This is a genomic window from Nocardia sp. CA-145437 (assembly GCF_050956485.1).
Classification (GTDB): domain Bacteria; phylum Actinomycetota; class Actinomycetes; order Mycobacteriales; family Mycobacteriaceae; genus Nocardia.
Genome location: NZ_CP191204.1, coordinates 3500463 through 3527061, shown reverse-complemented (window position 1 = coordinate 3527061; position 26599 = coordinate 3500463). Strand labels below are relative to the sequence as shown.

General features: G+C 69.6%; 10 protein-coding genes. 5 read left to right on the top strand and 5 right to left on the bottom strand.

Features of this window, described 5'->3' with window-relative positions:
* Positions 1 to 55 precede the first annotated feature (55 nt).
* Entirely contained in the window at positions 56 to 382 is a 327-nt protein-coding gene (locus ACQPYY_RS16340) for a winged helix-turn-helix transcriptional regulator (protein ID WP_357276973.1), read from the top strand.
* A gap of 33 nt (positions 383 to 415) precedes the next feature.
* Here the strand turns inward: ACQPYY_RS16340 and ACQPYY_RS16335 are convergent, their stop codons facing one another.
* Together ACQPYY_RS16335 and ACQPYY_RS16330 are read right to left on the bottom strand one after the other, a co-directional pair.
* Entirely contained in the window at positions 416 to 1570 is a 1155-nt protein-coding gene (locus ACQPYY_RS16335; protein ID WP_433594382.1) for a hemerythrin domain-containing protein, read from the bottom strand.
* 7 nt (positions 1571 to 1577) lie between these two features.
* A complete protein-coding gene (locus ACQPYY_RS16330) occupies positions 1578 to 2204 on the bottom strand; it encodes a TetR/AcrR family transcriptional regulator (RefSeq protein ID WP_433594381.1) in 627 nt (208 codons plus the stop codon).
* Positions 2205 to 2869: 665 nt separating this feature from the next.
* Between ACQPYY_RS16330 and ACQPYY_RS16325 the strand changes: the two genes are divergently transcribed.
* Positions 2870 to 20989, top strand: coding sequence for an amino acid adenylation domain-containing protein (locus ACQPYY_RS16325; RefSeq protein WP_433594380.1), 18120 nt, complete (start codon positions 2870 to 2872; stop codon positions 20987 to 20989).
* A 9-nt stretch (positions 20990 to 20998) separates the two neighbouring features.
* Here ACQPYY_RS16325 and ACQPYY_RS16320 read toward each other — a convergent pair whose 3' ends face one another.
* Positions 20999 to 21595 (bottom strand): hypothetical protein, encoded by a 597-nt coding sequence (locus ACQPYY_RS16320; RefSeq protein ID WP_433594379.1) that lies wholly within the window; start codon positions 21593 to 21595, stop codon positions 20999 to 21001.
* Positions 21596 to 21886: 291 nt separating this feature from the next.
* Between ACQPYY_RS16320 and ACQPYY_RS16315 the strand changes: the two genes are divergently transcribed.
* The 3 genes from ACQPYY_RS16315 (at position 21887) to ACQPYY_RS16305 (ending at position 25276) form a co-directional block, all read left to right on the top strand.
* The gene (locus ACQPYY_RS16315) at positions 21887 to 22666 is read left to right on the top strand and encodes an alpha/beta fold hydrolase (RefSeq protein WP_433594378.1); all 780 of its coding nucleotides are present in this window, start codon (positions 21887 to 21889) and stop codon (positions 22664 to 22666) included.
* Between the two features lie 79 nt (positions 22667 to 22745).
* A complete protein-coding gene (locus ACQPYY_RS16310; RefSeq protein ID WP_433594377.1) occupies positions 22746 to 23672 on the top strand; it encodes an acetoacetate decarboxylase family protein in 927 nt (308 codons plus the stop codon).
* Entirely contained in the window at positions 23669 to 25276 is a 1608-nt protein-coding gene (locus tag ACQPYY_RS16305; protein ID WP_433594376.1) for a succinic semialdehyde dehydrogenase, read from the top strand. Before ACQPYY_RS16310 ends, ACQPYY_RS16305 begins: the two co-directional genes overlap by 4 nt.
* A 19-nt stretch (positions 25277 to 25295) precedes the next feature.
* On the opposite strand, the gene ACQPYY_RS16300 is transcribed toward ACQPYY_RS16305, so the two are convergent.
* Both ACQPYY_RS16300 and ACQPYY_RS16295 read right to left on the bottom strand, forming a co-directional pair.
* Entirely contained in the window at positions 25296 to 25736 is a 441-nt protein-coding gene (locus tag ACQPYY_RS16300) for a nitroreductase family deazaflavin-dependent oxidoreductase (RefSeq protein WP_433594375.1), read from the bottom strand.
* Between the two features lie 102 nt (positions 25737 to 25838).
* The gene (locus ACQPYY_RS16295; RefSeq protein WP_433594374.1) at positions 25839 to 26447 is read right to left on the bottom strand and encodes a TetR/AcrR family transcriptional regulator; all 609 of its coding nucleotides are present in this window, start codon (positions 26445 to 26447) and stop codon (positions 25839 to 25841) included.
* Between the last annotated feature and the right edge of the window lie 152 nt (positions 26448 to 26599).

The following is a 26599-nucleotide window of genomic DNA, read 5'->3' as shown; positions in this document are numbered from 1 at the left end:
GGACCCCCGCCACCGATAGAAGGCACTTCGAAGTGCCCTTCCGAACGGAGGCGCGATGGACCTGGTGATTCCCGACGTACTCGAGGAATCCTGCACCACCCGCCAGGCCCTCGAACGCCTGGCCGCCAAATGGCGCATCCTGCTGATCTACGCGTTGCTCGACGGCGCCCAGCGCCCGGCCGCGCTGCGCCGCCGCCTTCCCGGCATCACCCAGAAGGTGCTCACCGAGACCTTGCGCGGCATGGAATCCGACGGGCTCGTCGAACGCCACGTCTTCAAGGAGACCGCCCCGCAGCACATCGAGTACTCCCTCACCGAACTCGGCAAGTCGCTGCAGACCCCGCTCGCCGCCATCTGCGCCTGGGCCGCCGACCACCCGTGACCGAACGGTCGGCGGACCACACGGCTCCGGCCCTCACCCCTCCCGAGGGCCCGAGCGTTCCGCGATCCCGGCCAATCGGGCCAGATCGGAGTGCAGCGCCGACCGGCGATCATGATGGGCCGGGGTCGCGACCCAGACGACGCGGTCGAACCACATCGGCATGGACAGCACCTGATAGGTCTGCACGATGCGCGTGCCGCCCTCGGAAGGTTCGAGGGTGTAGCGCCATTCGGTGTTGTCACCGCAGACCCCGCCGTGGGTGACCCAGCCCAGTTCGCGCGGCGCGTCCAGCACCGTGATCGTGCAGGCGCGGCTCCAGCGCATGACACCGGACTTGCTGTACCCGACGAATCGGGCGCCCGGGGACGCCGCGGTCGCGCCGTCGAGCCAGCGCGCGGAACGGCACTCGTGACTCCACTCGCCGACGCGGGTGACGTCGGTGAGAATGTCCCAGATCTGTTGCGGTGAAGCGGAAGTCGTGTATTCCTGGCGGCCGCCGAGTGTGGTCTTCAGGGAACTGAACTCGCTGGTGCGCCACCGCTGGAACGCGCCGTGCCGGTAGCGGTGGATCATCAGGTGGAGAATGATCCAGCGCGGCACCGCGGGGACCAGTTCGGTGATGGCGGTCCGATCCTGACCTCGCAGACCGTCGAGGATGAACAGGCCCTGATCCGATAAATCGATGGGCCCCAACGGTTTCACGTTGTATTCGAGATCCCAGTGCCGCCACTCGGCGTCGGTGAGGGTCTGCGAGACGATCGGCATCATCTCCGCCTCCTCGCGCGCGAGATGCGGAAGCAGGACGCCGGTCAGCGCATCGAGGGCGTCGACCACGCGCGGGCGATGCTCGGCCGAGTCACGGTAGGTCCGGGCGGCGGCGGCGAGGTCGTCCATGGCGGGCGCGATGGACCGATGATCGGTGTTCATGGTGTCGAGGAGGGCCCAGGCTCCCGAATTGCGCTCACGGACCAGCGGATACAGGTGCTCGCCCTCGGATTCGTGGTGATGGTGCAGGAAGTCCATCATCCAGAGCAGATGGGCGGCCAGCGCCCGGCGTTGTTCGTCGAAGGGATAGGGCCATTCGGTGAGCGCGTGGCGGGCGCGTCCGAAGTCCCGCCGCAGGGCCGAATGAACGATTCGCATGACTCGGGTATCCGCGGGTCCGGCCAGGCCGGTGTCGGCGGTCATGGCATTGCTACTCCTCGTGAAGGTCGAGCAGCCGCACGATCGCGTCGGCCGCCCACTGTTGATACTGGGCATGACTCCACCCGCTGACCGTGGTGAGGAGCCGGTAGATCTCATTGCTGAACACCGACTGGACCGCATCGGCTTCCAGCTCGGTCAACGGCCGTCCGGCCGCCGCGGACACCAGCGCGGTGCGCGAGATGCGTTCCTGTGCACGGCTTCCGGCGTCCAGCTCGGCGAGTTCGGCGTTGCTCCGAGCCGCGCTGTCGAGGACACGGCGCAGTTCGGCGGTGCGCCGGTAGATCCCGGCGCTCACCTCCGCCAGTGCGGCGACGCGGGTCGCGAGGGGACCTTCCCCCACGCCGAACCACGGGCGATCGTCGAGTGCGATCTGCGCGTCGTCGCCGACGACCGCGATGTCGAGGACGGTCTTCAACAGTGCGGTCTTGTTCCCGACGCTCGCGTACACCGTCTCCACCGAACATCCCGCTTCGCGCGCGACATCGCGCATGGAGGCGCCCTCCCAGCCGCGCTCGACGAACAGTCGCGAGGCGACCTCGACGACCCGCCGGCGGGTCCGCGCCGCCGTCTCCTGGCGGAGCGGCGACTCGTAGCGGCGGGACTTGGCGGGTGACACACAAAAAGTATGGAACGACCAAGTATTCAACACAAGACTGTTCCAGTGATTCACCACGGAGCCATCGATTGACAGGTTGCGCCAAGTTCGCCAGTGACCCTCCCCTTGAGGGTTCGAGGCGTGTGAGAGGCCAGCTTTCAATCTGGTCTCGGCTCACGTCTCTGTAATTTTCACGACTAAACTGCACCAATATCGCAGGTCAAACCCCATGAACCAACGTTCGCCCATCCGGATCTCATGCTGTGAGGCACAACCTTTTCCAACATTTTGATCAATAAACCGACTGGTTGCGGCATCGGAGCGCAGAATCATCATGGACAGTCGCTTTTCAAGTTGGGAAGTTCGGCATGGTCTCAGTCGACACTGCGGTCGAAGGCATACTGGACGGTTTTCCGGGAGGTCTGAGGGTGATTCGGGGGTCGGGGTGGATGCGATGTAGCGAACGAATGCCGGGAATCGAGCGCCGACGTCGGCACATACGAACCGGTTGGTACTCGCTGTAATGATCTCAGCGGCGGACCCGACGTACACAGCAATGCGGGTGTCGGAGTCACACCCTGCCGCCATATTCCATGGTCCCCGGACCCGGCGCGCGTGAGCGTATCGACAGCCGGCCCTCGGGCGTTTTGAGTTCCTGACATGAACGTTGTTTGCTGGAGGTCGAAATGCGCCAACTGCACAATGGCATCGAAAGCAATCCTGACCAGCCAGAATCGTTGCCAGATGGCACATTTCATTCATCACACGAGGTCTTTCCGCTGACATCCGCGCAGCGGGGAATCTGGTTCGCCCAGCATCTCGCGGTCTCCACACCCATATCCGTCGCCCAATACGTCGAGATCGTCGGCGAATTGGACGCCGAACTCCTGGTCGAAGCCTGCCGAACGGCCGGCCGGGAGTTCGGGTCGGGGCATACTCGCCTGGTCGAGATCGACGGCGAGCCATTCCAGTACGTCGACGCCGACAACGGCGCCTCGGTGTGGGTCGAGGACTTGCGACAGGATGCCGATCCGGTGGCGACGGCACATCGCAGAATGACCGAGGACTATTCCGCACCCCTGGATCTATTGCGCGACTCCCTGGTGATCGCCATTGTCTTCCAGGTCGGCGACGACCATTACCTGTGGTACCAGCGCGCGCACCACATCGCGCTCGACGGATTCGCCGCCGTGACCATGCTGCACCGCATGACCGAGCTGTACAACGCGTGGATCAAGGCCGAGGAGCCCCCCGCGTGCGTGGCCCAGGACCTGCGGCTGGTCGCCGAACAAGATCTGGCGTACCGTGATTCGACGCGGATGGAGAACGATCGCGCCCACTGGATGGAGCATCTGACGGGCGCACCGGCGGGCGCCAGTCTGGCCGCCCACGTCAACAAGCCCACCATTCATCCGACGCTGGTCAGCACCGAACTCGCCGAAGACACCGCACACCTGCTCGATACCGTCGCGCTCGACCACGACAAGAGCGTGACCCCGATCATCGTCGCCGCGTTCGCCGCCTATCTGGCGAGAATGACCGGCAGCGACGAAGTTCTCCTGAGCCTGCCCGTGTCGGGCCGGCATTCCGCGGTATTGCGGCGTTCGGGCGGCATGGTGGCCAATGTGGTCCCGTTGCGCATCCGAGTCGCGGATCGCACCGTCGGCGAACTGATCGCGGCGGTGAAAAGCGAATTGACGAGCGCCCTGCGACGGCAGCGGTATCGCCAGGAGGACATATTCCACGATATGGGAATCGCGCGCGACGAGGCCGCCTCGTTCGGCCCCGCCGTGAATCTCATGATGGTGGAGAACGAAGTCGTCCTGGGCGAGACGACGGGCCGTTTGCACGTGCTCACCTCGGGCCCCACGTCCGACCTTTTCGTCAACATCTACCCGGGCGCGGGCAAAGAGAGCACATATATCGACTTCCAGGGGAATCCGAATTCCTACAGCCACGACGAACTCGCCGGTCACCATCGACGATTCCGCATGTTCCTGCACGAATTCCTGGCGGGCGGATCCGACGGCCGGATCGGCGGTCTGCCGCTGCTCGACGGCCAGGAACGCGATGAGCTGCTGCCCGTGCGCGGGCCCAGCGCCGTCGACACCCGCCTGCTGCCCGACATGCTGGCCGAGAGCGCCCGCCGGAACGCGGCCGGCTGCGCGATCATCTCCAATGGCCGGAGCATGACCTACGCCGAACTGGACTCCGAGTCCTCACGGCTCGCCCGGCAGCTGATCGCGCTGGGTTGTGGCCCGGACACGGCGGTGGCGATCATGCTGCGCCGGTCGACCGATTCGGTGGTGGCGACCTGGGCGGTCGCCAAGAGCGGCGCGGCCTTCGTGCAGATGGCCCCCGACTACCCGGCCAAGCGGATCGAGCACATGGTCGCCGACAGCGGTGCGACCGTGGCGATCACGGTGAACGCGCTGCGCGAGACCCTCCCGGCGGACCTGCGTCAAGTAGTGCTCGACGACCCCTCGACCCTGGCTCTGTCCGACGCCGCGGCCGGGCCGATCTCCGACCTCGACCGCAGCCATCCGCTGCGGCCGTCCAATGTCGCGTACATGACCTACACCTCGGGCTCCACCGGAACGCCGAAGGGCGTGCAGGTCACGCACACCGGTCTGGCGAATCTGGTCGCCGATCGCGCGGCCACCTTCGGCATCGACACGACTTCCCGTGTGTCGTACGCCCTCTCCCCCAGTTTCGACGCCTCCCTCGAACAGTTCCTGACCTGCTTCGCGTCCGGGTCCACGCTGGTGGTCGTGCCGCCCGAGGTGGTCGGCGGCGACTCGCTGACCCGGCTGCTGGCCGACGAGCACGTCACCCACCTGACGCTGACGCCGACCATGCTGGCGACGGTGGATCCGGAGCTGCCGACCGATGTGCGAGTGGTCGTGGTGGGTGGCGATGTCTGCCCGCCGCATCTGGTCGAACGCTGGACGCTGTCGGCGGCCATGTTCAACGAGTACGGGCCCACCGAATCGACCGTCACCGCCGCGGGAGCGATGCTCGAGCCCGGGCAGGTGCACACGATCGGCGGCCCGATCCGCGGCGTCGAGGCCATGGTCCTCGACCGCGCGTTGCAGCCCGTGCCACGCGGCACCGTCGGCGAGTTGTATCTGGCCGGACCGGGATTGGCCCGCGGCTACAGCCACCGATTCGTCGAGACCGCCGCCCGCTTCGTCGCCGACCCGTACGGCGGGACCGGTGCGCGCATGTACCGCACCGGCGATATCGCGCGCTGGACCGGCGAGAACGGCGACACCGCGCTCGAACTGATGGGCCGCAGCGATTTCCAGGTCAAGATCCGCGGCTACCGGATCGAGCCGGGCGAGGTCGACGCCGCGCTCACCACCCACGAGGACGTGGATCTGTGCGTCACCGTGCCGGCACAGAACAATGTCGGCACCACCGTGCTGGCGTCGTATGTCGTGCCGGTCGAGGGCCGCGATATCGATCCGGTCGAGATCCTGCGCTTCGCCCGCGAAACGCTGCCGCCGCACCTGGTTCCGGCGATCGTGCTGCCCCTGGACAGCCTGCCGATGAACGCCTTCGGCAAGGTGGATCGCCACGCCTTGCCGAAGCCCGAGTTCGGGACCGCACCCGCCGGGCGGGCCCCGGCGACCGAACGGGAGAAGACGATCGCGGGGCTGTTCGCGGAGGTGCTCGGGGTGCCCCGGGTCGGGGCCGACGACAGCTTCTTCGTCCTGGGCGGCGACAGCATCCTGTCGATCCGCCTCGTGGCGCGCGCCAAGGCCGAGGGCCTGGGCTTCTCGACCCAGGACGTCTTCGTGCACAAGACGGTCGCCGGGCTGGCGGCCGTGGCCACCGAGGTCGGCGATGCGCCCGGGCTGGCCGAACTGCCGGGCGGCGGCGTCGGGCGGATGCCGTTGTCGCCGATCATGCACGCCATGCTCGACCGCGGTCACTACGACCGGTTCGCGCAGGCCGCGCTCGTGGAACTCCCGGACGGAGTCGATCGAGCCGGTCTGGTGCGCGCACTGGGCTCCCTGATGGACCGCCACGACATGCTGCGCGCGGCCTTGCGCGGCGTCGGATCGGGTGGCTACGTCGAGGTCCTCGAGCGGGACGGGGTCGACCCGGGTTCCTCGCTGCACGAGGTGCGCCTCGGCCGTCGCGACGCCGACGAGATCGACCGTCATCTCCAGGACGCCGCGGATCGATTGGATCCCGGCAACGGCGTACTCGTTCAGGCCGTGTGGCTGCGGGACGACCGCGATTCCGGACCCGACCTGCTCTGGCTGGTGATCCACCATCTCGCCGTGGACGCGGTGTCGTGGCGCACCGTGCTCACCGATCTCGCACAGGCCTGGACACAGGGCGATGAGCCGCGGTGGGGTCCGGCCACCACCTCGGTGCGGCGGTGGTTGCACGGTTTGGCCGAGCGGGCGCACGGTAGGCGCGCGACCGAACTCGAGCACTGGAAAGACGTTCTCTCGCACGAGGACCGACTACTCGGCTCGCGTCGCCTGGACCCGGACGTCGACACCGGCGCCACGGCGGGCCGGATCCACGAACGGATTCCGGCGGCGGTGACCGAGGCGGTCCTCACCACCATCCCGGACCGATTCCATTGCGGCGCCAACGATCCGCTGGTCGCGGCACTGGTGCTGGCTCTGGCAGAGTGGCGACGCCGGCGCGGCGTGACCTCGACCGGGGAGTCGATCCTGTTGGAAGGCCACGGCCGCGAGGAACACGCCGTCCCGGGCGCGGATCTGGGCGCCACCGTCGGCTGGTTCACCACCCGCTTCCCGATCCGCATCGAATGGGACGACCTCGACCTCGACGACGCCCTCGCCGGCGGCCCGAGCGCGGGACGGGCGATCAAGCTGGTCAAGGAGCAGCTGCGCGCGGTGCCGGGCAACGGCATCGGCTTCCCGGTGCTGCGGCATCTCGACCCCGTGGGCCGCGCCGAGCTCGCGCCCCTACCCAAACCGCAGATCAGCTTCAACTACCTCGGGCGCGTGAGTTCGGGTGAGCGGTCCGGGCCGTGGGCCCCGACCACCGAGTTCACCGCGCTCACCGGGACCAGCGATCCGGCCATGGCGCTGGCCGCCCTGCTCGATGTCAATGCCATCGCCGAGGCGGGCAACGATGGGCTGGAGCTCGCTGTGACATGGGAATTCGCGTCGCAGGCAATGGCGGCCGAGGACGTCGAGGAACTCGCCGGACTGTGGACCCGCGCGCTGGAGTCGCTGGCCGATCACGTCCGGTCCGCGACCGGACACAGCTACACACCCTCCGACTTCCCGCTCGCCACCGTCGCCCAGGAGCAGATCGACCGGTGGCTGCGCGAATACCCGTCGATGACCGAGGTGTGGCCGCTCACCGCCCTGCAGTCCGGGTTGCTGTTCCACACCATCTACGACCGGGGCGGCGAGGACGGCTACATCGTGCAGGCCGCGCTGACGTTCGACGGCCAGGTGGACGGCGAGCGGATGCGGCGGGCCGCCCAGGTGCTGCTGGATCGGCACGACGCCCTGCGGACCGCGTTCGTCGAGACCGATGCCGGGCCGCGTCAGATCGTGCTGCGCGACACCGCGGTCGAGTGGGCCGAGTCCGATGTCAGCCTGGTCGACCGGCAGGACGAAGCGCTGCGTGACATCGCGCGCGTCGCCGCCGCGCCCTTCGATCCGGCGCGGCCGCCGCTGGTGCGTTTCCACCTCGTGCGCACCGGTGTCGAACAGTTCCGGCTGCTGGTGACCAATCACCATCTGGTGCTGGACGGCTGGTCGATGCCGCTGCTCATCCACGAGTTGCTGACGCTGTACGTCTCCGACGGCGACACCGCCGGCCTCGCGCCCGCGCGGTCGTTCCGCGAATACCTGCGCTGGCTCCAGGAGCAGGACGGCGACGCCACGGCGGCCGCGTGGCGGGACATGCTCGCCGGGATCGACCGGCCGACGCGGATCACGAACGGCCCGGAGCGGACGGTCACCTCGGACGCGGGCGAGGTGGGCCTGCACCTCGATACCGCCACCTCCGCCGCGATTCTCGACCTCGGCCGCTCGCACGGCGTCACCCCCAATACCGCCCTGCACGTGGCCTGGGCGCTGCTGGTGTCCGTGCTGGCCGGGCGGCCGGACGTGGTGTTCGGCAATACGGTCTCGAACCGTCCGCCGCGGATTCCGGATGTCGAGCGCATGGTCGGGCTGATGGTGAACACGCTGCCCGTGCGGATCCGGCTCGAGCCCGGCGAGACCGTCGGCGATCTGCTGGTGCGGGTGCAGGCCGAGCAGGCCGCGATGCTGGATCACCAGCACATCGGCTTGGCGGAATTGCAGCGGGTATCCGGGATCACCGACATGTTCGACACCGCGACGGTGCTCGAGTCCTACCCGTTCGATCGGGAGTTGCTGGCCCACGACCTCTCGGCCGCCGGTTTGCGGCTGGTCGAGATCGACGCGCACGACGCGACGCCGTTCCCGTTGAGCCTGCAGGTGACCCCACCGCGCCCGGGTGGCGACGGCGGAGCCGACACCGGAACCTATTCGGTGACACTGAAATTCGCCACCGACCGCTTCGACGACAATGACGCCCATCAGCTGCTCGGTCGCTTCGAGCTGCTGCTCATGCAGCTCGTCGACGATCCGGCCGCCACGGTCGCGTCGATCTCGTCCTGCTGGGATTCCGAACGCGCCAAGCTGCTCTCGGTCAGCGGCGGCGAGCCCGCCCCCGAGCGGGTGCTCCGCGACATCCTGTCCGCGACCGCACGCCGGCACCCCGACGCCGCGGCCGTCCGGTACAGCGACACGACGTGGACCTATCGGGAGCTGGACGAGCGGGCCGACGCGTTCGCCCGCCGGCTGATCGCCCACGGCGCACGCCCCGAGTCGACCGTGGCTCTGGTGCTGCCCCGCTCGGCCGAACTCATCGTCGCGATCTGGGCCGTCGCCAAGACCGGCGCCGCGTTCCTGCCCCTGGATCCCGGCAATCCGGCCGCGCGGATCGGCGAGCTGCTGTCCGGCTCGCACACCCGACTGGGTGTCACGACAAGTGCTGTCGCACAGCAGCTTCCGGCGGCGGTCGACTGGCTGACGCTGGAGGCTCCGACGTCCGACGCCGATGAGCTTCTCCCGCACCCGCCCGAGGTGGACCTGTCGGTCGACCACGCGGCGTACGTGATCTACACGTCCGGCTCGACCGGCACGCCCAAGGCGGTCCACCTCAGCCACCGGGGTGTGGCCGATCTGGTCGCGGCGCAGGCCGACGCGTTCCGGCCCACCCCGGAATCCCTGGTGTTGCAGGTGGCCTCGCCCGGATTCGACGCCTGCGTCTCGGAGATGCTGTTGGCGCACGGCAGTGGGGCGTGCCTCGTGGTCGCGCCGCCCGAGGTGTACGCGGGCATCGACCTGGAGGAACTGCTTCGGTCGCAGCGGGTTTCGCACGCGATCATCACCCCGTCGGTGCTGAACACCATGGACCCGTCCCACCTGCCGTCGTTGACCACCCTGGCCGTGGTCGGTGAGGCGGTCGGGCCCGACACCGTGAACCGGTGGGCCCCCGGCCGGCGGCTCATGAACCACTACGGTCCGACCGAATGCACCGTCTGGGCAACGGGATCCGACGATCTCGCCGCCGGTGACCCCGTCACGATCGGCGGACCCGTCATCGGCGCGTCCGCGCTGGTGCTGGACCCGTGGCTGCGACCGGTGCCGGTCGGCGTCGCGGGTGAGCTGTACATCGGCGGCCCGGGCCTGGCCCGCGGCTACCTCGATCGCCCGGAGGTGTCGGCGGCGCGGTTCGTCGCCGATCCGCGGTCCACCCGCGGTGAACGGCTCTACCGCACCGGTGATTCCGTGCGCTGGGTTCGGGCGAACGGCCGTCTCGCGCTGGAGTACCTGGGCCGCATCGATCAGCAGGTCAAGATTCACGGGCTGCGCATCGAGCCCGGCGAGATCGACGCCCACATCGCGCGCCACCCCGCCGTGTCCAGCGTCGCCACGGTGACCGTCGACGGGCCTACCGGCGAACCGTTGCTGGTGTCCTATGTCGTGGCCGCACCCGGCGAATCGGTCGACGTGACCGCCATCGAGGGCGATCTGGCGGGCAGCATGCCGCGCTACATGAACCCCGCCGCGATCGTGCGGCTCGAAGAGATGCCGCGGACTCCCACGGGCAAGGTCGATCGAAGAGCCTTGCAGAAGCGCGCCTTCGAGGTGGGCGCGACCGGCGGCAGAGCACCGTCGACCCCCGCCGAGCAGGTGATGGCGCGGCTCTTCGCCGAGGTGCTGCACCTGGAGTCGGTGTCCGCCGACAGCAACTTCTTCGCCCTCGGCGGCGACAGCATCGTGTCCATGCGGCTGGTGGCGCTGGCGCGGAACGCGGGGTTGACGCTGACTCCGCGAGATGTCTTCGAAGGCAAGACCGTTGCGGCCCTGGCCGCGCTGGCCGACGGCGGAGCGACCCCGAAGGCCGTCGAGGAGCCCCCGCGGCCCGCCACCGCGCATCACGCGTATCGCGCCGTGGGTACCCAACTCGTCAAGCTCACCCGCCAGGACATCGATCAGCTCGAGCGGCAGTACCCCCGGCTGTCCGATGTCTGGCCGTTGTCGCCCATGCAGTCCGGCATGCACTTCCACACGATGTTCGACCCGGACGCGGACGACGGCTACACCGTCCAGACGATGATCGGCTTCTCCGGCGCCGTCGACGCCGAGCGGCTGCGGCGGGCCGCGCAGGCACTGGTGGACCGGCACGACATCCTGCGGGCCGCGTTCGCGGACACCGCGGCCGGGCCGTGCCAGGTCGTGGTCGATCACGCCGAGATCCCGTTCCGGGTGGTCGATCCGGCCGCCGGCGACGACGCGGACGGCCCGACCGACCCGGCCGCGATCGCCGCGGCGGACGCGGCCGAGAGCTTCGACCTGGCGGCCCCGCCGCTGCTGCGCCTGACCCTGATCCGGCTCGGTGCGCAGTCCTACCGGCTGCTGGTCACCAATCACCATGTGATCCTGGACGGCTGGTCGATGCCGCTGCTCATGGCCGAACTGCTCGACTACTACGGCTCGCCCGACCACATCGACGCCGCCGGACCGGCCCCCACCTACCGCGACTACCTGACCTGGCTGGGTCGGCAGGACAACGCCGAGTCCAAAGCGGCCTGGGCGCGGGAATTCTCGGATGTCGACGCCCCCACCCGGGTGTCCCGTGAGGCCGACGCGGGCCCGACGTCCTCCGGCGAGGTCGGGGCCGAGCTGGCCGAGGACCGCTTCGGCGCACTGCGCCGGGTGGCCGCGGACGCGGCCGTCACCCTCAATACCGCCGTCAACGCGGCGTGGGCGCTGAATCTGCGTGTGCTGACCGGTGAGACCGATGTGATCTTCGGTGCCTCGGTCGCGGGCCGGCCTCCGGAATTGCCGATGGTCGACCAGACGCTCGGCATGTTCCTGAACACGATTCCGGTGCGCGTCCCGCTCGATCCGGCCATGACGGTGCGCGAGTTGCTGAGCGAGATGCAGTCGCGGCAGGCCCGCATGCTCGACCACCACCACATCGGCCTGCCCGAGATCCACCGCAGCGCAGGCTTGTCGGAGCTGTTCGACACCGCCATCACCTACCAGTCGTTCCCCGTCGACCGCTCGGCCCTGCAACGCCTTGTCGATTCGGCGGGCCTGCGGGTGACCGACCTCGACGGCGTGGACGCGGCCCCGTACCCGTTGAGCATGGTCGTGGAACCGATGCAGTCCGAGCACGGTGCGGCGAACGGCCTGAAGATCATCCTCCGCTACCACGAACGGGTCTTCGACCACGACTCCGCGCGGCGCGTTCTCGACCGCTTCATCGACCTGCTGGGCCGGATCGGCGCGCACGCCGGCACCCGGCTGGGCGAACTGCCCCTGGACCGGGAACCGCTGCCCGCGTGGCCGGAATCGGCTGCCGAGGTGGCGCTCCCGGAGACCCTGGATCGCATCCTCGCGGCCTCGGTGATCGCCGATCCGGATACGGTCGCGGTTCGCTGCGGCGCGGATTCCCTGACCTACCGGCAGCTCGACGACCGATCCACCAGGCTGGCTCGAATCCTGTTGCGGCGCGGGGCCCGACGCGGTCAGGTGGTCGCCTCGGTGCTGCCCCGCTCGCTGGCGGCCACGGTCACTCTGTGGGCGGTGGCGAAGACGGGTGCGGCGATCCTGCCGATCGATCCGACGCTGCCCGCCGAACGGATCGAATTCCTGCTGTCGGACTCGGGCACCGTGCTCGGGCTGACCGACGGTTCCGTCCGCAAGCGCCCGCCGGACGGCGTCGACTGGCTGCTGCTGGACGGGTCGCAGGCGTTGCACGCCCTGGACTCGGTGTCGGGCGCGCCGATCACCGATGCCGAACGCGGCGCGCCGATCCGGCGCGAGCAGATCGCGTACGTCAGCTACACCTCCGGCTCCACCGGAACCCCCAAGGGCGTGCTGGTGAGCCATCGCGGCCTGGCCGATATCGTCGCGGCGCAGCGGCGGCGGTTCGGGGTGGACCCGATGTCGGTGGTGCTGCAGGTCGCCTCGCCCAGCTTCGACGCCTCGGTGTTCGAACTGCTCATGGCGCATGGGTCGGGCGGCCGCCTGGTCGTCTCCCCCGGCGAGATCTACGCCGGGCCCGACCTGGCGGAACTGATCGCGCGCGAACGGGTTTCGCACGCCGTGGTGACCCCCTCGGCGCTGGCGACGGTCCCGACCGCCGGTTTGGACGGGCTGCGGCTGCTGGCGACCGCCGGTGAACCCCTCGGGCCCGAACTGGTCGAGCGGTGGGCCCCCGGGCGCACCATGGTCAATCTGTACGGGCCCAGCGAGACCACCATCTGGGCGACGGCCACCGACGCGCTGACGCCGGGTGCGGCCATCACGATCGGCCGACCGGTCGGTCCCGTGGCGGCCGTAGTCCTCGACACCTGGTTGCGGCCGGTGCCGCACGGCGTCGCGGGTGAGCTGTACCTGTTCGGCGCGGGCCTGGCCGACGGCTACGTCGCCAGGGCGGCCTTGACCGCGGCGCGCTTCGTGGCCTGCCCGTTCGGTGAGCCCGGCCGCCCCATGTACCGCACCGGCGACGTGGTGCGCCGCACCGCCGACGGCGAGTTCGAGTTCCTGGGCCGCAACGACTTCCAGGTGAAGGTGCACGGCACCCGCATCGAACTCGGCGAGATCGACGCCGCGCTCGGCGCGCGGCCCGAGGTCGCGTACGCGGTCACCGTGCCGCGCCACGATCCCGGTCGGCCGGTCCGGCTGGTGTCCTATGTCGTGCCCGCGGCCGGAATCCAGCTCTCGGGTGCGGAATTGCGTGCGGCACTGGCCGAGTCGCTGCCCCGGATCATGGTGCCGTCCGCGGTGATCGTGCTCGACGAGGTGCCGCTGACCGCCAACGGCAAACTCGATCGCGACCGACTACCCGAGCCCGTCGCCGTCACCCGCGAATTCCGGGCCCCGACACCGGGTGCGGAAGAACTGGTGGCACGGATCTACGAGCGGGTCCTCGATGTGGCCGGTGTCGGCGCGGACGACGACTTCTTCGAACTGGGCGGCGATTCGCTCAGCGCCTCGCTGGTCGCGGGACGGCTGGGCGCGGCCCTGCAGGTGCAGGTGCCGGTGCGGTCCATCTTCGAAGCGCCGACGGTCGCCGAATTGGCCGCTCGCACCTGGACATTCAGTGACTCGGACCGGCTGCCGCTGCTGCCCGGGACCCATCCCGACCCGGTGCCGCTGTCGCTGGCCCAGCAGCGGATGTGGTTCCTCAACCGCTTCGAGCCCGAATCCCCGGCCTACAACATCCCGGTCATGCTGCGGTTGTCGGGATCGCTGGACACCGAGGCCCTCGCGGCCGCGCTCGCCGATGTGGTCACCCGCCACGAGGTGCTGCGGACGGTCTACCCCGAATTCTCCGGTGAGCCCCGGCAGGTCGTGCTCGACGAGCCCGCGACCGCGGTCGAGCCGAAGCGCGTGCCCGAAGAGGCCGTCGCCGAGGTGGTCGGCGAGTTCGTGCGCCGCGGATTCGACGTCACCGCGAACGTTCCGATGCGGGTGGGCCTGTTCGAACTCGCCGAACACGACGATGGCACCGGCGAATTCCTGCTGGTGCTGGTGGTCCATCACATCGCCGGTGACGGCCAGTCGATGGGGCCACTGGCCCATGACGTGATGACGGCCTACGCCGCGCGAACCGCGGGGCACGCGCCCGAATGGAAGCCGCTCACCGTGCAGTACGCCGACTTCGCGTGGTGGCAGCGCGAGATGCTCGGCGCCGCGGACGATCCGGCCTCCCTGATGTCCGCCCAGCTGGAGTTCTGGCGCACCACCCTCGACGGCGCGCCGGACCGGTTGGACCTGCCCGCCGACCGCCCGCGCCCCGCCGTCGCCTCCCTGGCGGGGGGCCGGGTGCCGGTGCGGATCGACGCGGACCTGCACCGGCAACTGGTCACCCTCGCGCGGTCGCGTGGAGCGTCGCTGTTCATGGTGATGCACGCCGCGCTGGCAACGGTGCTGGGACGGCTCGGCGGCACCGACGACGTCGTGATCGGCACCCCTGTCGCCGGGCGCGGCGAACCCGGCCTGGAACAACTGGTCGGCATGTTCGTGAACACGCTGGCCCTGCGCACCCGGGTCGACACCACCGAGCGGTTCGCCGAGCTCCTCATGCGCGCCCGCGACACCGACCTGCTGGCCTTCGAGCACGCCGACGTGCCGTTCGAGCGGGTGGTGGAGGAGCTGAACCCGGAGCGATCCGCGGCCCGGCATCCGCTGTTCCAGGTGGCCCTGGCGTTCGAGAACCTGGCGACGGTCGAGGTGGCGCTGCCCGGCGTCCGCATCGCCCGCGCCGAGGTCGATACCGGGGCGACGCAGTTCGACCTGCAACTCGTGCTCTCCGAAGCGGCCCCCGAGGCCGGTGTCGCACAGGGCATCTCGGGCATGCTGACCTTCGCCCGGGACCTGTTCGACGAGTCGACCGCGGCGGCGATCATGCGCCGGTTGGTGCGGGTGCTCGAAGCCGTCGCCGCCGATCCGGCCGTGGTGGTCGGCGATATCGACTGGCTCGACGCCGCCGAGCGCGCCGCGCTCACCTCCCGGGCCGGAGCGCGCACCGGCACCAGGCCGGAGCCCTCCGGACTGCTGCCGGAGGTGTTCGACACCGCCGTCCGGAACAACCCGCACGGCATCGCCGTGGTCGCCGGCGACACCGCCTTGACGTACACGCAACTCGATGAACGCTCGAACCGGTTGGCGCGGTTGCTGATCGGCCGCGGCGCCGGACCGGAGACCCCCGTGCTGGTGGCGGCCTCGCGCTCGCTGGAGACCGTGGTCGCGTGGTGGGCCGTGGTCAAGTCGGGCGCGGCTTTCGTCCCGGTGGACGCCGGATACCCGGAGAGCCGGATCGCGCAGATGGTGTCGGATTCGGCCGCGACGCTGGGTGTCACGGTGTCCGCCGTCTCCGGCCGGCTGCCCACGTCGGTGGACTGGATCGTGCTCGACGACGCGGCTGTCGCCGAGCGCCTCGACGGGTTGGCGAGCGGGCCGGTCGGCGATCCCGACCGGCTCCACCCGATGCGCGCCGAGAACGTGGCGTACGTGGTCTTCACCTCCGGGTCGACCGGAAGACCGAAGGGCGTGGCCGTCACCCACACCGGCGTTGCCGACTTCCTCGCCTCGTTCCGCGCCGACTTCGACCTCGGGCCGGCCTCCCGGGTACTGCGCTTCGCATCGCCGTCGTTCGACGCCGCCCTGCTGGAGACCCTGATGGCGGTCAGCGGCGCCGGTGCGCTGATCATCGCGCCGACCGGCGTCTACGGTGGCGCCGAGATGACGGAATTCCTGCGCGAGGAGCGCGTCACCCACGCCTTCATGACCCCCGCCGCGCTGGCATCGGTGGATCCGGCCGGGCTCGACGACCTGCGGGTGGTCATGTCCGGTGGTGACGAGGTGTCGGCGGAGCTGGTGAACCGGTGGGCCGGAACCGATCTCGCGGGCATCCGGATGTTCCGGGAGCTGTACGGTCCGACCGAGGCCACGATGGTGACCACGGCGACCGGACCGCTGTGGCCCGGCGACCGGCCGACGATCGGCGTTCCGTTGCAGGCCGTCCAGGCGCTGGTCCTCGATGCCCGGCTGCGGCCGGTGCCCGTCGGGGTGGCCGGTGAGCTGTATCTGGCGGGCCCGTCCCTGGCGCGCGCCTACCTGGACAAGCCCGCCGCCAGCGGGTCCCGCTTCGTGGCGCACCCGTTCGGGGAACCCGGCAGCCGCATGTACCGCACCGGCGACGTGGTGCGGTGGAACGCCGAGGGCAATCTGGAATTCCTGGGACGCAACGACTTCCAGGTCAAGATCCGCGGCTACCGGGTCGAGATGGGCGAGATCGACGCCGTCCTCGACGCGCGGCCGGATGTCGCCTACGCGATCACCACACCGTGGCGCACCGACACCGGGCCCACCCAGCTGGTGACCTACGCGGTCCCCGAGGCCGGGGCGAGCCTGTCGAGCGAGGAGCTGCGCGCGGCACTGGCCGAGGCGCTGCCGTCGTACCTGGTCCCCGCCGCCGTGATGATCCTCGACACCATCCCGCTCTCGCCCAACGGCAAACTCGACCGCTCGGCGCTGCCCGCTCCCGTGGTGCAGGCCAAGCGATTCCGGGCCCCGTCCTCCCCCGCGGAGGAGATCGTGGCGGGCATCTTCGCCGACGTCCTCGACATCGACACCCCCATCGGCGCCGACGACGACTTCTTCGAACTGGGCGGCAACAGCCTGGTCGCCACCCGTGTCGCCGCCCGCATCGGCGCCGCGCTCGACGGGACCGTCCCGGTGTCGACCATCTTCGAAGCGCCGACCGTGGCGCGGCTGGCCGCACGCGCCGAATCGCGGGCCAATACCGGCCGGATCGGGTTGACCGCACAGCGGCGGCCGCAACGGATTCCACTGTCCTACGCCCAGCAGCGCATGTGGTTCCTGAACCGGCTCGAGCCCGACTCGGCCGCCTACAGCATCCCGATCATGCTGCGACTCACCGGAGAACTGAACCTCGACGCGCTGCGCGCGGCCCTCACCGAGGTGGTCGACCGGCACGAGGTGCTGCGGACCGTCTACCCGTACGCCGAGGGCGAACCATCGCAGGTCGTGCTGCCCACGGCACGGGCCGTGACGCCGATCATTCCGACCCCGGTCACGGAATCGGAACTGGCCGAAGCGATGTCGGCGTTGGTTGCGACGGCCTTCGACGTCACCGTCGACGCGCCCCTGCGGGTCCGGCTGTTCGAACTCGGGCAGCACGAATGGGTCCTCGCCGTGGTCGCGCACCACATCTCCTGCGACGGCTCCTCACTGGGCCCGCTCGCCCGGGACACCATGACCGCCTACGCCGCCCACCTGACCGGGGAGACCCCGAATCTGCCCGAACTGCCGGTGCAGTACGCGGACTACGCGATCTGGGAACGCGCGGTGCTGGGCACCGAGGACGATCCCGACTCGCTGATCCGAGCCCAGATCGACTACTGGACCCTCGAATTGGCGGAACTCCCGCCGCTGCTGGAACTCCCGACCGACCGGCCGCGGCCGCCCGTGCAGACCTACGCGGGCGCGACCGTACCGATCAGCATCGACGCCGACCTGCACACCGGCCTGCAGCAGGTCGCGCGGGAGCACAACACGACGCTGTTCATGGTGGTCCACGCCGCGCTGGCCGCCACCCTGGCCCGGCTCGCCGACATGGACGACATCGCGATCGGCACCCCGTACGCGGGACGCGGCGAACCCGAACTCGACGACCTGGTCGGCATGTTCGTCAACACCCTGGTGCTGCGGACCCGGCTGGCGCCGGAGATGACCCTCACCCAACTGCTCGAGCATGTGCGCGGCACCGACCTCGCCGCCTTCGGGCACGCCGACGTGCCGTTCGAGCGGCTGGTGCAGGAGCTGAATCCGATGCGGTCGCACGCGCATCACCCGCTGTTCCAGGTGATGCTGGCGTTCCAGAACGTCGACAAGGCCGAATTCGAACTGCCGGGCCTGTCGGTCTCGGGCGTCACACCCGACGCCGACACCGCGCTGTTCGATCTGCTGGTGTCCGTACAGGATTCCTACGACGCCACCGGTGAACCGGCCGGAATCTCCGGCGCGGTGACCTACGCGAGCGACCTGTTCGACGCGGCCACGGCGAGCACCATCGCCGACCGGCTGCTGCGGCTGCTCGGCGCCCTGGCGACCGACGCGACCCAGCAGGTGTACGACGTTGACCTGCTCGGAGTCGAGGAACGGGACACCGTACTGCGGCACTGGAATTCGACCGACCGCGACCTCCCCACCGACGAGACGCTCGCCTCGCTCTTCACCGACTCGGTACGGGCCTACCCGGACCGGACCGCCATCGTGACCGCCGACGAGTCCCTGACCTACGCGGCATTCGCCACCCGCGTCAATCGGTTGGCGCGCTGGCTGATCGGCCGCGGCGTGGGCCCGGAATCCCTGGTGGCGCTGCGGATGCGGCGGTCCCTGGACCAGGTGACCGCCATGTACGCCGTGCACGCCGCGGGCGCGGGCTACGTGCCCATCGATCCGGACCTGCCGGACGATCGCGTCGAGTACATGCTGTCGATCGCGGCGCCCGCGCTGGAACTGTCGACCCTCGACGGCCTGGACCTGTCCGGATTCGACGACGGTCCGGTGACCGACGCCGACCGGATCGTGCCGCTGCGACCACACAATCTCGCCTACGTCCTGTTCACCTCCGGGTCGACCGGACGGCCGAAAGGCGTGGCGGTGACCCATGGTTCGGTGGTGAACCAGGTGCGGTGGCTCGGCGGCACCTACGCGTGGTCACCCGACGACGTGGTGCTGCACAAGTCCCCCGCCACCTTCGACATGTCGGTGTGGGAACTGTTCGCGACCCTCGCCATGGGGGCGCGCATGGTGATCGCGCGCGCCGACGGGCACTCGGACCCGCTCTATCTCGCGGAAACCATTGCCGCCCAGCGGGTCACCATCACCGCGCTGGTGCCGTCGATGCTGGCGGTGTTCGCCGACGCGGTGCCCGCCGGATCCCTGGACTCCGTGCGGACGCTGCTGGTCGGTGGTGAGGCGTTCGGTCCCGACGTCGTCGCCGAGGCGCGGCGCACCATGCCCGGGGTCGAATTGCACAACCTGTACGGGCCGACCGAGTTCACCGTGTGCGCGACCTCGCATCCGGTCACCGACACCGACAGCGGGAACATGCCGATCGGCGCACCCGCCTGGAACACCCGGGCCTACGTGCTCGACAGCCGGTTGCACCCGGTGCCGCCGGGCGTCGCGGGCGAGCTGTACCTCGCGGGCGTCCAGCTCTCGCGCGGCTACCAGTCGCGGCCCGGCCTCACCGCGGAACGGTTCGTGCCCGACCCGTTCGGCGACGGCGGACGCCTCTACCGCACCGGCGACGTGGTGCGCTGGAACAGCGACGGCGAACTGGAATACCTGGGCCGCACCGACTTCCAGGTGAAGCTGCGCGGCCTGCGGATCGAGCTCGGGGAGATCGAGGCGGTGCTGGCCGAGCACCCGAGCGTCGCCCGCGCGATCGCGCTGGTGCACAACACGGGCGCGGCCGAACACCTCGTCGGGTACGTGGTGCCCGCCGCGGGCGCGACCATCGACACCGCCGCGATCCTGGCGCACGCCGCGGGCGCGCTGACCGACTACATGGTGCCCACCACCGTGATGGCCCTGGACAGCATGCCGCTCACCGTGTCCGGCAAGCTGGACCGGAAGCTGCTCCCCGAGCCGGTGCTCCCGGTCGGCGAGTTCCGCGAACCGTCGTCGTGGCTCGAGGAAGAAGTCGCCCGAGCCTTCGGCGCGGTGCTCGGCGTGGACCGGGTCGGCGCGGACGACGACTTCTACGCCCTCGGCGGCAACTCGCTGAAGTCGGTGCAGGTGGTCACCCACCTGCGCAAGGAGATCGACTACGAGGTGCCGATCCGGTGGATGCTGTCCGATCCCTGCCCGGCCGATCTGGCCAAGCGGATCGAGTCCGGCATGCGCTCCGGCAGCACGGTCGACGGCACCGCGCTCGGCTTCGACGTGCTGCTGCCCATCCGGACCGGCGGCGACCAGCCTCCGCTGTTCTGCATCCACCCCGCCCTGGGCCTGTCGTGGTGCTACCACACCTTCGACCGGTACCTCGCCGGCGACCGGCCGATCTACGGCATCCAGGCCCCGCAGATCACCGGCGAGGACCCGGGACCGACCACGATCGTGGAGATGGCGCGACGCTACTTCGCGGAGATCCGCGCCGTGCAACCCCACGGCCCGTACCACCTGCTCGGCTGGTCGCTCGGCGGCGCGATCGCCCATCAGATTGCCGTCGAAATGCGTTCCGCCGGTGAGGAAGTCGCGCTGCTGGCGCTACTGGACGCCGAGGCGAGCGGGGTCGACGAATCCACGCTGCGCACCGTCACCGCGGGCGAGCTGATCAGCAACCTCGGTCCGGTCATGGGCGTCGACTACGTCAGCCCCGACGCGACCGCCCAGGAGGCCGCCGACCTGATCGAACAGCACCTCGGCACCGCGATGGGCATCGACGCCGCGCAAATCGAGCGCCTGACCGACGCCTACAACCTGGCGATCCGGGCCGCCAGCACCTGGCAGCCCGCGCTCCTCGACAGCGACATGCTGTACTTCACCGCCACCCGCGACCGGCGGGCCGACGCCACCGGACACGCCGGATGGGCCGACGTTGTCAGCGGCCGGATCTCGGCCTTCGACATCGATGCGGCCCACCTCGAGATGACCGACCCGGGCGCGGTCGCCCAGATCGCCCACATCCTCAACGCCTACTTGGAGCGCTGAGGATGGTCGTTACTCCAGAGCGGTGGATACGCCGGCCCCGTCGTCGACCGGCGCGTCCACCGGCAGCGGCGTCGTGAGGCCCACGATCGCCCCGACCGACGCCCCCAACGCCGCGCCCAGCACGGCCGCGGGCCCGGCCACGACGGCCACGCCGACAGCCGCCCCGACGAGCGGTCCGACCACCAAACCGGTGGGCAGGAACGGGATTCCGGCGACGAATCCGAGACCGGCGCCGACCAGTCCGGTGGCGATCGCCAGCGGCGCGGACACGCCCACCCCGATCCCCGCCCCGATCGCCGCGCCGACACCCGCGTCGACCACGGTGACACCGCACCGCTGCGCGTCGACCGGAATGGACGCGCACAGCGAACCCACGAACTCCGGATCCACGCCCGGCAGCGGCTCCGCCGCGTCGATCGCGGGTAGATCGATCGCGGGTAGTTGGCCGTTCATCAGCCAATCCGGTGGCGCCGGTAGCGCGGCGGGCGGCGGCGCGTCGGCCTCCGGTGCCGCCGAGGCGACTCCGGTGCCGAGTAGCACGGCGAACGGCAAAGCACCCGCAATCAACAGTGGTCGCGACCGGATCCACCAATTGGCTTCCAGCATTCCGCACCTCCTGAGCGAAAAACTGCTCTACATCGAGCAATTGCCTGATGCCCTAGAGATCTTAGGCGGAGCGCATGGCGAAATAAGGACGAAACTCCAATATCAATTCACAATCAGCAAATCCACCGTCACACCCCATATTCCGCACCCTCCACCGCCTCCGGCGCGCCGCCGGCCGACCTCCTGCGGGCTCGTGCCCACAATTAGCCACCCACCCGATACAGCACTACGGGCGGCGAATTCTCCTGTCCACCAGCCGATGTGATGGCGGATATCTGTCACCATCGATATATGTCGCAATACAGAGAAGCCGTAGAATCGGCGGACGGCACCCGCATCGTCTTCCACTCCCGAGGCGACGGCCCGGCCCTGGTTATCGTCCCCGGCGCGCTGGTCACCCTCGACTTCTATTTCCAGCTGGCGGAATTGCTGGCCCCGGCCTACCGGGTCCTCGTGGTCGAACGGCGAGAATACGGCGAGAGCGGAAACGGCCCGCGCCCCGCCGAATTCACCGCCCAGGCCGCCGACCTGGCAGCGGTGCTCGCGACCCTGGACGACCACGCCTTCGTCTTCGGGCATTCCGCGGGCGGCCTGGTCGCTCTGCATGCGCTCCACCGGGATCAGTCGATGGTCCGCGGCCTAGCGCTCTACGAGCCCCCGGTGTCCCTCGCCGGTCCCCCGCTGACGTCGACCCTCGCAACGATCCGCGACCACATGGCCGCCTCGCGCCCCGCGGACGCGATCATCGAATTCTTCACCGCCATTGTCGAACCCACCCCGCCCCGCGCGGCCTTGCAGCCCCTCGCCGACGCCCTGACCTTCCGAGCCTCGGGCCTGGTGGCCGACCTCGAATGCCTGACCGCCATGAACGCCGACATCACCCCCTGGTCGGCCATCGATGTCCCCGCCCTCCTGCTCGCGGGCGGGCTCACCGACCCCTACGGCACCGAGAGCGTCGAACTACTCCAGGCGACGCTCCCGGATGCGCGCACCATCACCCTGCCGGGGCAGTTCCACCATCCCCACGACGCCGCCGTGGTGGCCGCGGCACTGCGGGAGTTCTTCGTCTGAGTAGACGTGTTGACACCGCTTACATTCACTCCTAGCCTGATGTTAACACCGCATACATTAGAGCGAGGAACCCGGAAACATGCCATCGACCTCTCAGAACACAGTCAAGGTCGCCCTCGACGGCCGCGTCGTCACCGTCCCCGAAGGCGGCCTGTACGACACCTACCGGATGCGGCCCGACCTCGACGCCATCGCGGCGGATCCACGGGTGAGCAGCGTGGACTTCTTCCGCCGGATGCCCAAGACCGAGGTCGACTCCCGCATCGGCAAGACGCTCACCCCGAACTTCTACTACCGCATCTCGACCGCCCGGCTGGTGATGCTCGCCCGCACCCGCGCCATCCGCGGCCGGCTCCCCCGCGAGCTCGCACCGCTCGAGGTCGTGCCCGGCATCGGGATCGTCTCGCTGATGGTGTTCCGCTACGACGTGTGCGATATCGACTTCTACACCGAGGCCGCGGTCGGCATCGCGGTCCGCCCGGCACGGCACGGACGTCTCGGCACCGTGGACCTGCTCGCCGGACTCGCCGGCGACCATCTCCACTCGTACGTGTTGTCGCTCCCGGTCAGCAGTGAGATCGCCCAGGTGCGCGGCCACGACGGCTACGGATTCCCCAAGTGGGTCACCGACATCGACATCGACATCCGGGCCGACCGGGCCACCGCCCGGGTGGCGAACGACGACGGCGGCACCGATATCGCCCTGTCGGTGCCGACACCCGCGCAGACCACCCATCGCACCGGAGCACATGTCTCGTCGCTCACCTCCTACACCCGGATCGACGGGGCGTGGCACTCGACGCTGAGCCAGACCAACACCCTGGCGGCCGGAAGCTCCCTGCTGCCGCGCGGTATCGACCTCGAACTCGGGACCGGCCGCATGGCAGCGGACCTGCGCTCGCTCGCACCGGTCCGGACCGTCCGGCTCGATGTCATGACCGAAGGCCAACTCGCCCTCCACATGCCGGTCCCGACCTCGGTCTCCACCCTCGGAGCAGCGGCATGACCATCGAGTACGTCTCGCCCATCCGCGCAGCCGGTGGCACCGGCCACCGGTCTCCCGCCCCGGCATCGACCGCCGAGCTCATCTCCCGACTGGCCACCCGGGTCACCGCAGCGCCCGACGCCGCCGCGGTCACCAAGACGATCCCGTACACGGGCGCGCCCCTTGCCGATCTGCCGGTGTCGACGAACGCCGACGTCGAAGCCGCGTTCGCCCGCGCGCGGGCCGCGCAGAAGCGGTGGGCGGCAACGTCTTTCCGTGACCGCAAGTCCATCATGCTGCGCTTCCACGATCTGCTGCTCGAACGTCAGCGCGAGGTGCTGGATCTGATGCAGGCCGAAAGCGGCAAGACTCGGCGCGACGCCTTCCTCGAAGTCGTCGACGTCGCGATCGTCGCCCGCTATTACGCGCGGCGCGCCGCGGGGCTGCTCGCGCCCACCCGCCGCCGCGGCGCGATCCCGCTGCTGACCTACACCACCGAACTGCGCCACCCCAAAGGCGTTGTCGCCGTGATCTCCCCGTGGAACTATCCGCTCAGCATGGCGGCGAGCGATGCGATCCCGGCGCTGCTGGCGGGCAACGCGGTGGTCCAGAAACCCGACACCCAGACCGCCCTCACCGCGCTGTGGGCGCTGGACCTGATGCGTGAGGCCGGTCTGCCCGACGACGTGTGGCAGATGGTGGTCGGGCGGGGCAGCGATATCGGCGACGCGCTGATGGACAACGCCGACTACATCATGTTCACCGGCTCGACGGCCAGCGGCCGCCGCATCGCGCGCGACGCCGGTGAGCGGCTCATCGGGGCATCCCTGGAACTGGGCGGCAAGAACGCCATGCTGGTCCTCGACGACGCCGATATCGATCGGGCCGCCGCCGGCGCGGTCGATGCCTGCTTCCCGTCGGCGGGTCAGCTCTGCGTCTCGGTCGAGCGTCTCTACGTCGCCGAATCGATCCGAGCGGAATTCGTCGCGGCCTTCGTCGCCCGCACACGCACGCTGAGCACCGGCGCGGCCTACGACTTCAGCCGCGACGTCGGGTCGCTGACGACGGTCTCCCAACTGGAGACCGTCACCGCGCACGTCGACGACGCGGTGGCCAAGGGCGCAACGGTGCTGGCGGGCGGCCGGGCGCGACCCGATCTGGGTCCGCTGTTCTTCGAGCCGACGATTCTCACCGATGTCACGCCCGAGATGACGCTCTGCGCGCACGAGACCTTCGGCCCGGTCGTGTCGATCTACTCGTTCGACAGTCTCGACGATGCGGTCGAGCGGGCCAACGCCACTCCCCACGGTCTCAATGCCAGTGTGTGGACTCGCGATGGCGCCAAGGGCCGGGCCGTCGCGGCCCGCCTGCACGCGGGGACGGTCAACGTCAATGATGCGTTCGCCGCCGCCTGGGGCAGCATCGACGCTCCGATGGGCGGGGTGGGCGACTCCGGGCTCGGACGACGTCACGGGGCGGAGGGCATTCTCAAATACACCGAAGCGCAAACCGTCGCCCACCAGCGCGTCATGGGATTCACCCCGCCGGCCGCCGTGCCGTACCGAGCGTGGGCGGGCATTCTCACCACGTGGCTGAAGGTGATGAAGCGCTTCGGCGTCCGGTGAATCGACCCGCCCACCCGTCTCAGTCCCGGAACTCGCAGACCACGACCGGAATCTCGCGGGCGGTCCGCTGCTGATAGTTCGCATAACCCTGGTACGCCGAGGTGATCTGCGGCCAGAGGACCGCCCGCTCCTCGGCGCCGGCGGTGTGCGCGTGCACTTTTCGCCGTCGCCCGTAGATCACGACCTCGGCGTCGGGGTTGGCCCGCAGGTTGCGGTACCAGTCGGGATTTCGGTCGTCACCGCCTTTCGAGGCGACCAGGACGATCCGGTTCGGATCGTGCACGGGGGCCGTCGGATAGCACGACCGCGGTTGCCCCGATTTCCTTCCGATCGTGTGCAATTCGACCACCGGCATTCCGAACGGATTGGCCAGCAGCTTGTTTCCGCTGACCGTGAGGACGAGCCGGTGTGCGAAGTTCATCAGCTTGGCTCCGCGGTCTGCCACCGTGTTCTTGTTCATAGCGCACCCCATGTGTCGAGTTAGCGGCGCTGACATTACCAAGGGTGTGAACAGTGTCAACATTCATTCTCGCCGGTCGGCGACCCCGACCGGTTGTGGAGGTCAGTTGGCGTGAGGCGTGTTCGAGACCTGGCTCGACGCGCCGAGCACCGCGAAGACCGCGGCGCGAATACGTTCGGCGACAGCTGTGTCGGAGACCGCCTCGAACTTGCCGTCGAGGTGCAGGAACGCCAGGCCGTGGACCAGCGCCCACACCGCGGTGGCCATGGCGTCCGGATCCGACGCCGGAAACGCCTGCCGCACAATGTTCTCCACGTACTCGTGGATCGCCTCGGTGGCCGCCACCCGCTCCGGACTCGTCGGATCACACGGATCGGCGAACATCACCAGGAACAACCCCGGCCGATCCAAGGCGAACCGCACGTACGCGACGGCGATCAGGGCCAGATCCTCCGGCGTCACCGGCGCGGGATGCACGGCGGCCAAACGGCTTGCCAGATCGCGGTATCCGACGGCGGCGACCGCGGACAGCAGGGCTTCGCGGTCCGCGAAATGGCGGTAGGGCGCGGCGGTCGACACACCGGCACGTCGGGCCACGGCACGCAAGGACAGGTCGGCGGCGCCGTTCTCCTCCAGCAGCTCGACCGCCGCACGCAACAGCGCCGAGGGCAGGTCGCCGTGATGATACGGCTGAGTGGTCGACGACGTCACGCGATCGAATCTATCAAGCGGCGACGCCACGCCGGACCGCCCACCGGCCGATCTTCCGCTGGAACACCGCCCTAACGCGGCCCCGCCCACCACCGATAGCGGGGTGTGGTCGCCGACCGTCGCACCCGGTTCGCGGCCCCACCCGGTGCTGG

What these genes read in the sequence shown, in the direction of transcription:
- ACQPYY_RS16340 (WP_357276973.1), top strand. Translation starts at nt 56, where the DNA reads ATGGACCTGGTGATTCCCGACGTACTCGAGGAATCCTGCACCACCCGC.
- ACQPYY_RS16335 (WP_433594382.1), bottom strand. Translation starts at nt 1,570, where the DNA reads ATGACCGCCGACACCGGCCTGGCCGGACCCGCGGATACCCGAGTCATG.
- ACQPYY_RS16325 (WP_433594380.1), top strand. Translation starts at nt 2,870, where the DNA reads ATGCGCCAACTGCACAATGGCATCGAAAGCAATCCTGACCAGCCAGAA.
- ACQPYY_RS16320 (WP_433594379.1), bottom strand. Translation starts at nt 21,595, where the DNA reads ATGCTGGAAGCCAATTGGTGGATCCGGTCGCGACCACTGTTGATTGCG.
- ACQPYY_RS16315 (WP_433594378.1), top strand. Translation starts at nt 21,887, where the DNA reads ATGTCGCAATACAGAGAAGCCGTAGAATCGGCGGACGGCACCCGCATC.
- ACQPYY_RS16310 (WP_433594377.1), top strand. Translation starts at nt 22,746, where the DNA reads ATGCCATCGACCTCTCAGAACACAGTCAAGGTCGCCCTCGACGGCCGC.
- ACQPYY_RS16305 (WP_433594376.1), top strand. Translation starts at nt 23,669, where the DNA reads ATGACCATCGAGTACGTCTCGCCCATCCGCGCAGCCGGTGGCACCGGC.
- ACQPYY_RS16300 (WP_433594375.1), bottom strand. Translation starts at nt 25,736, where the DNA reads ATGAACAAGAACACGGTGGCAGACCGCGGAGCCAAGCTGATGAACTTC.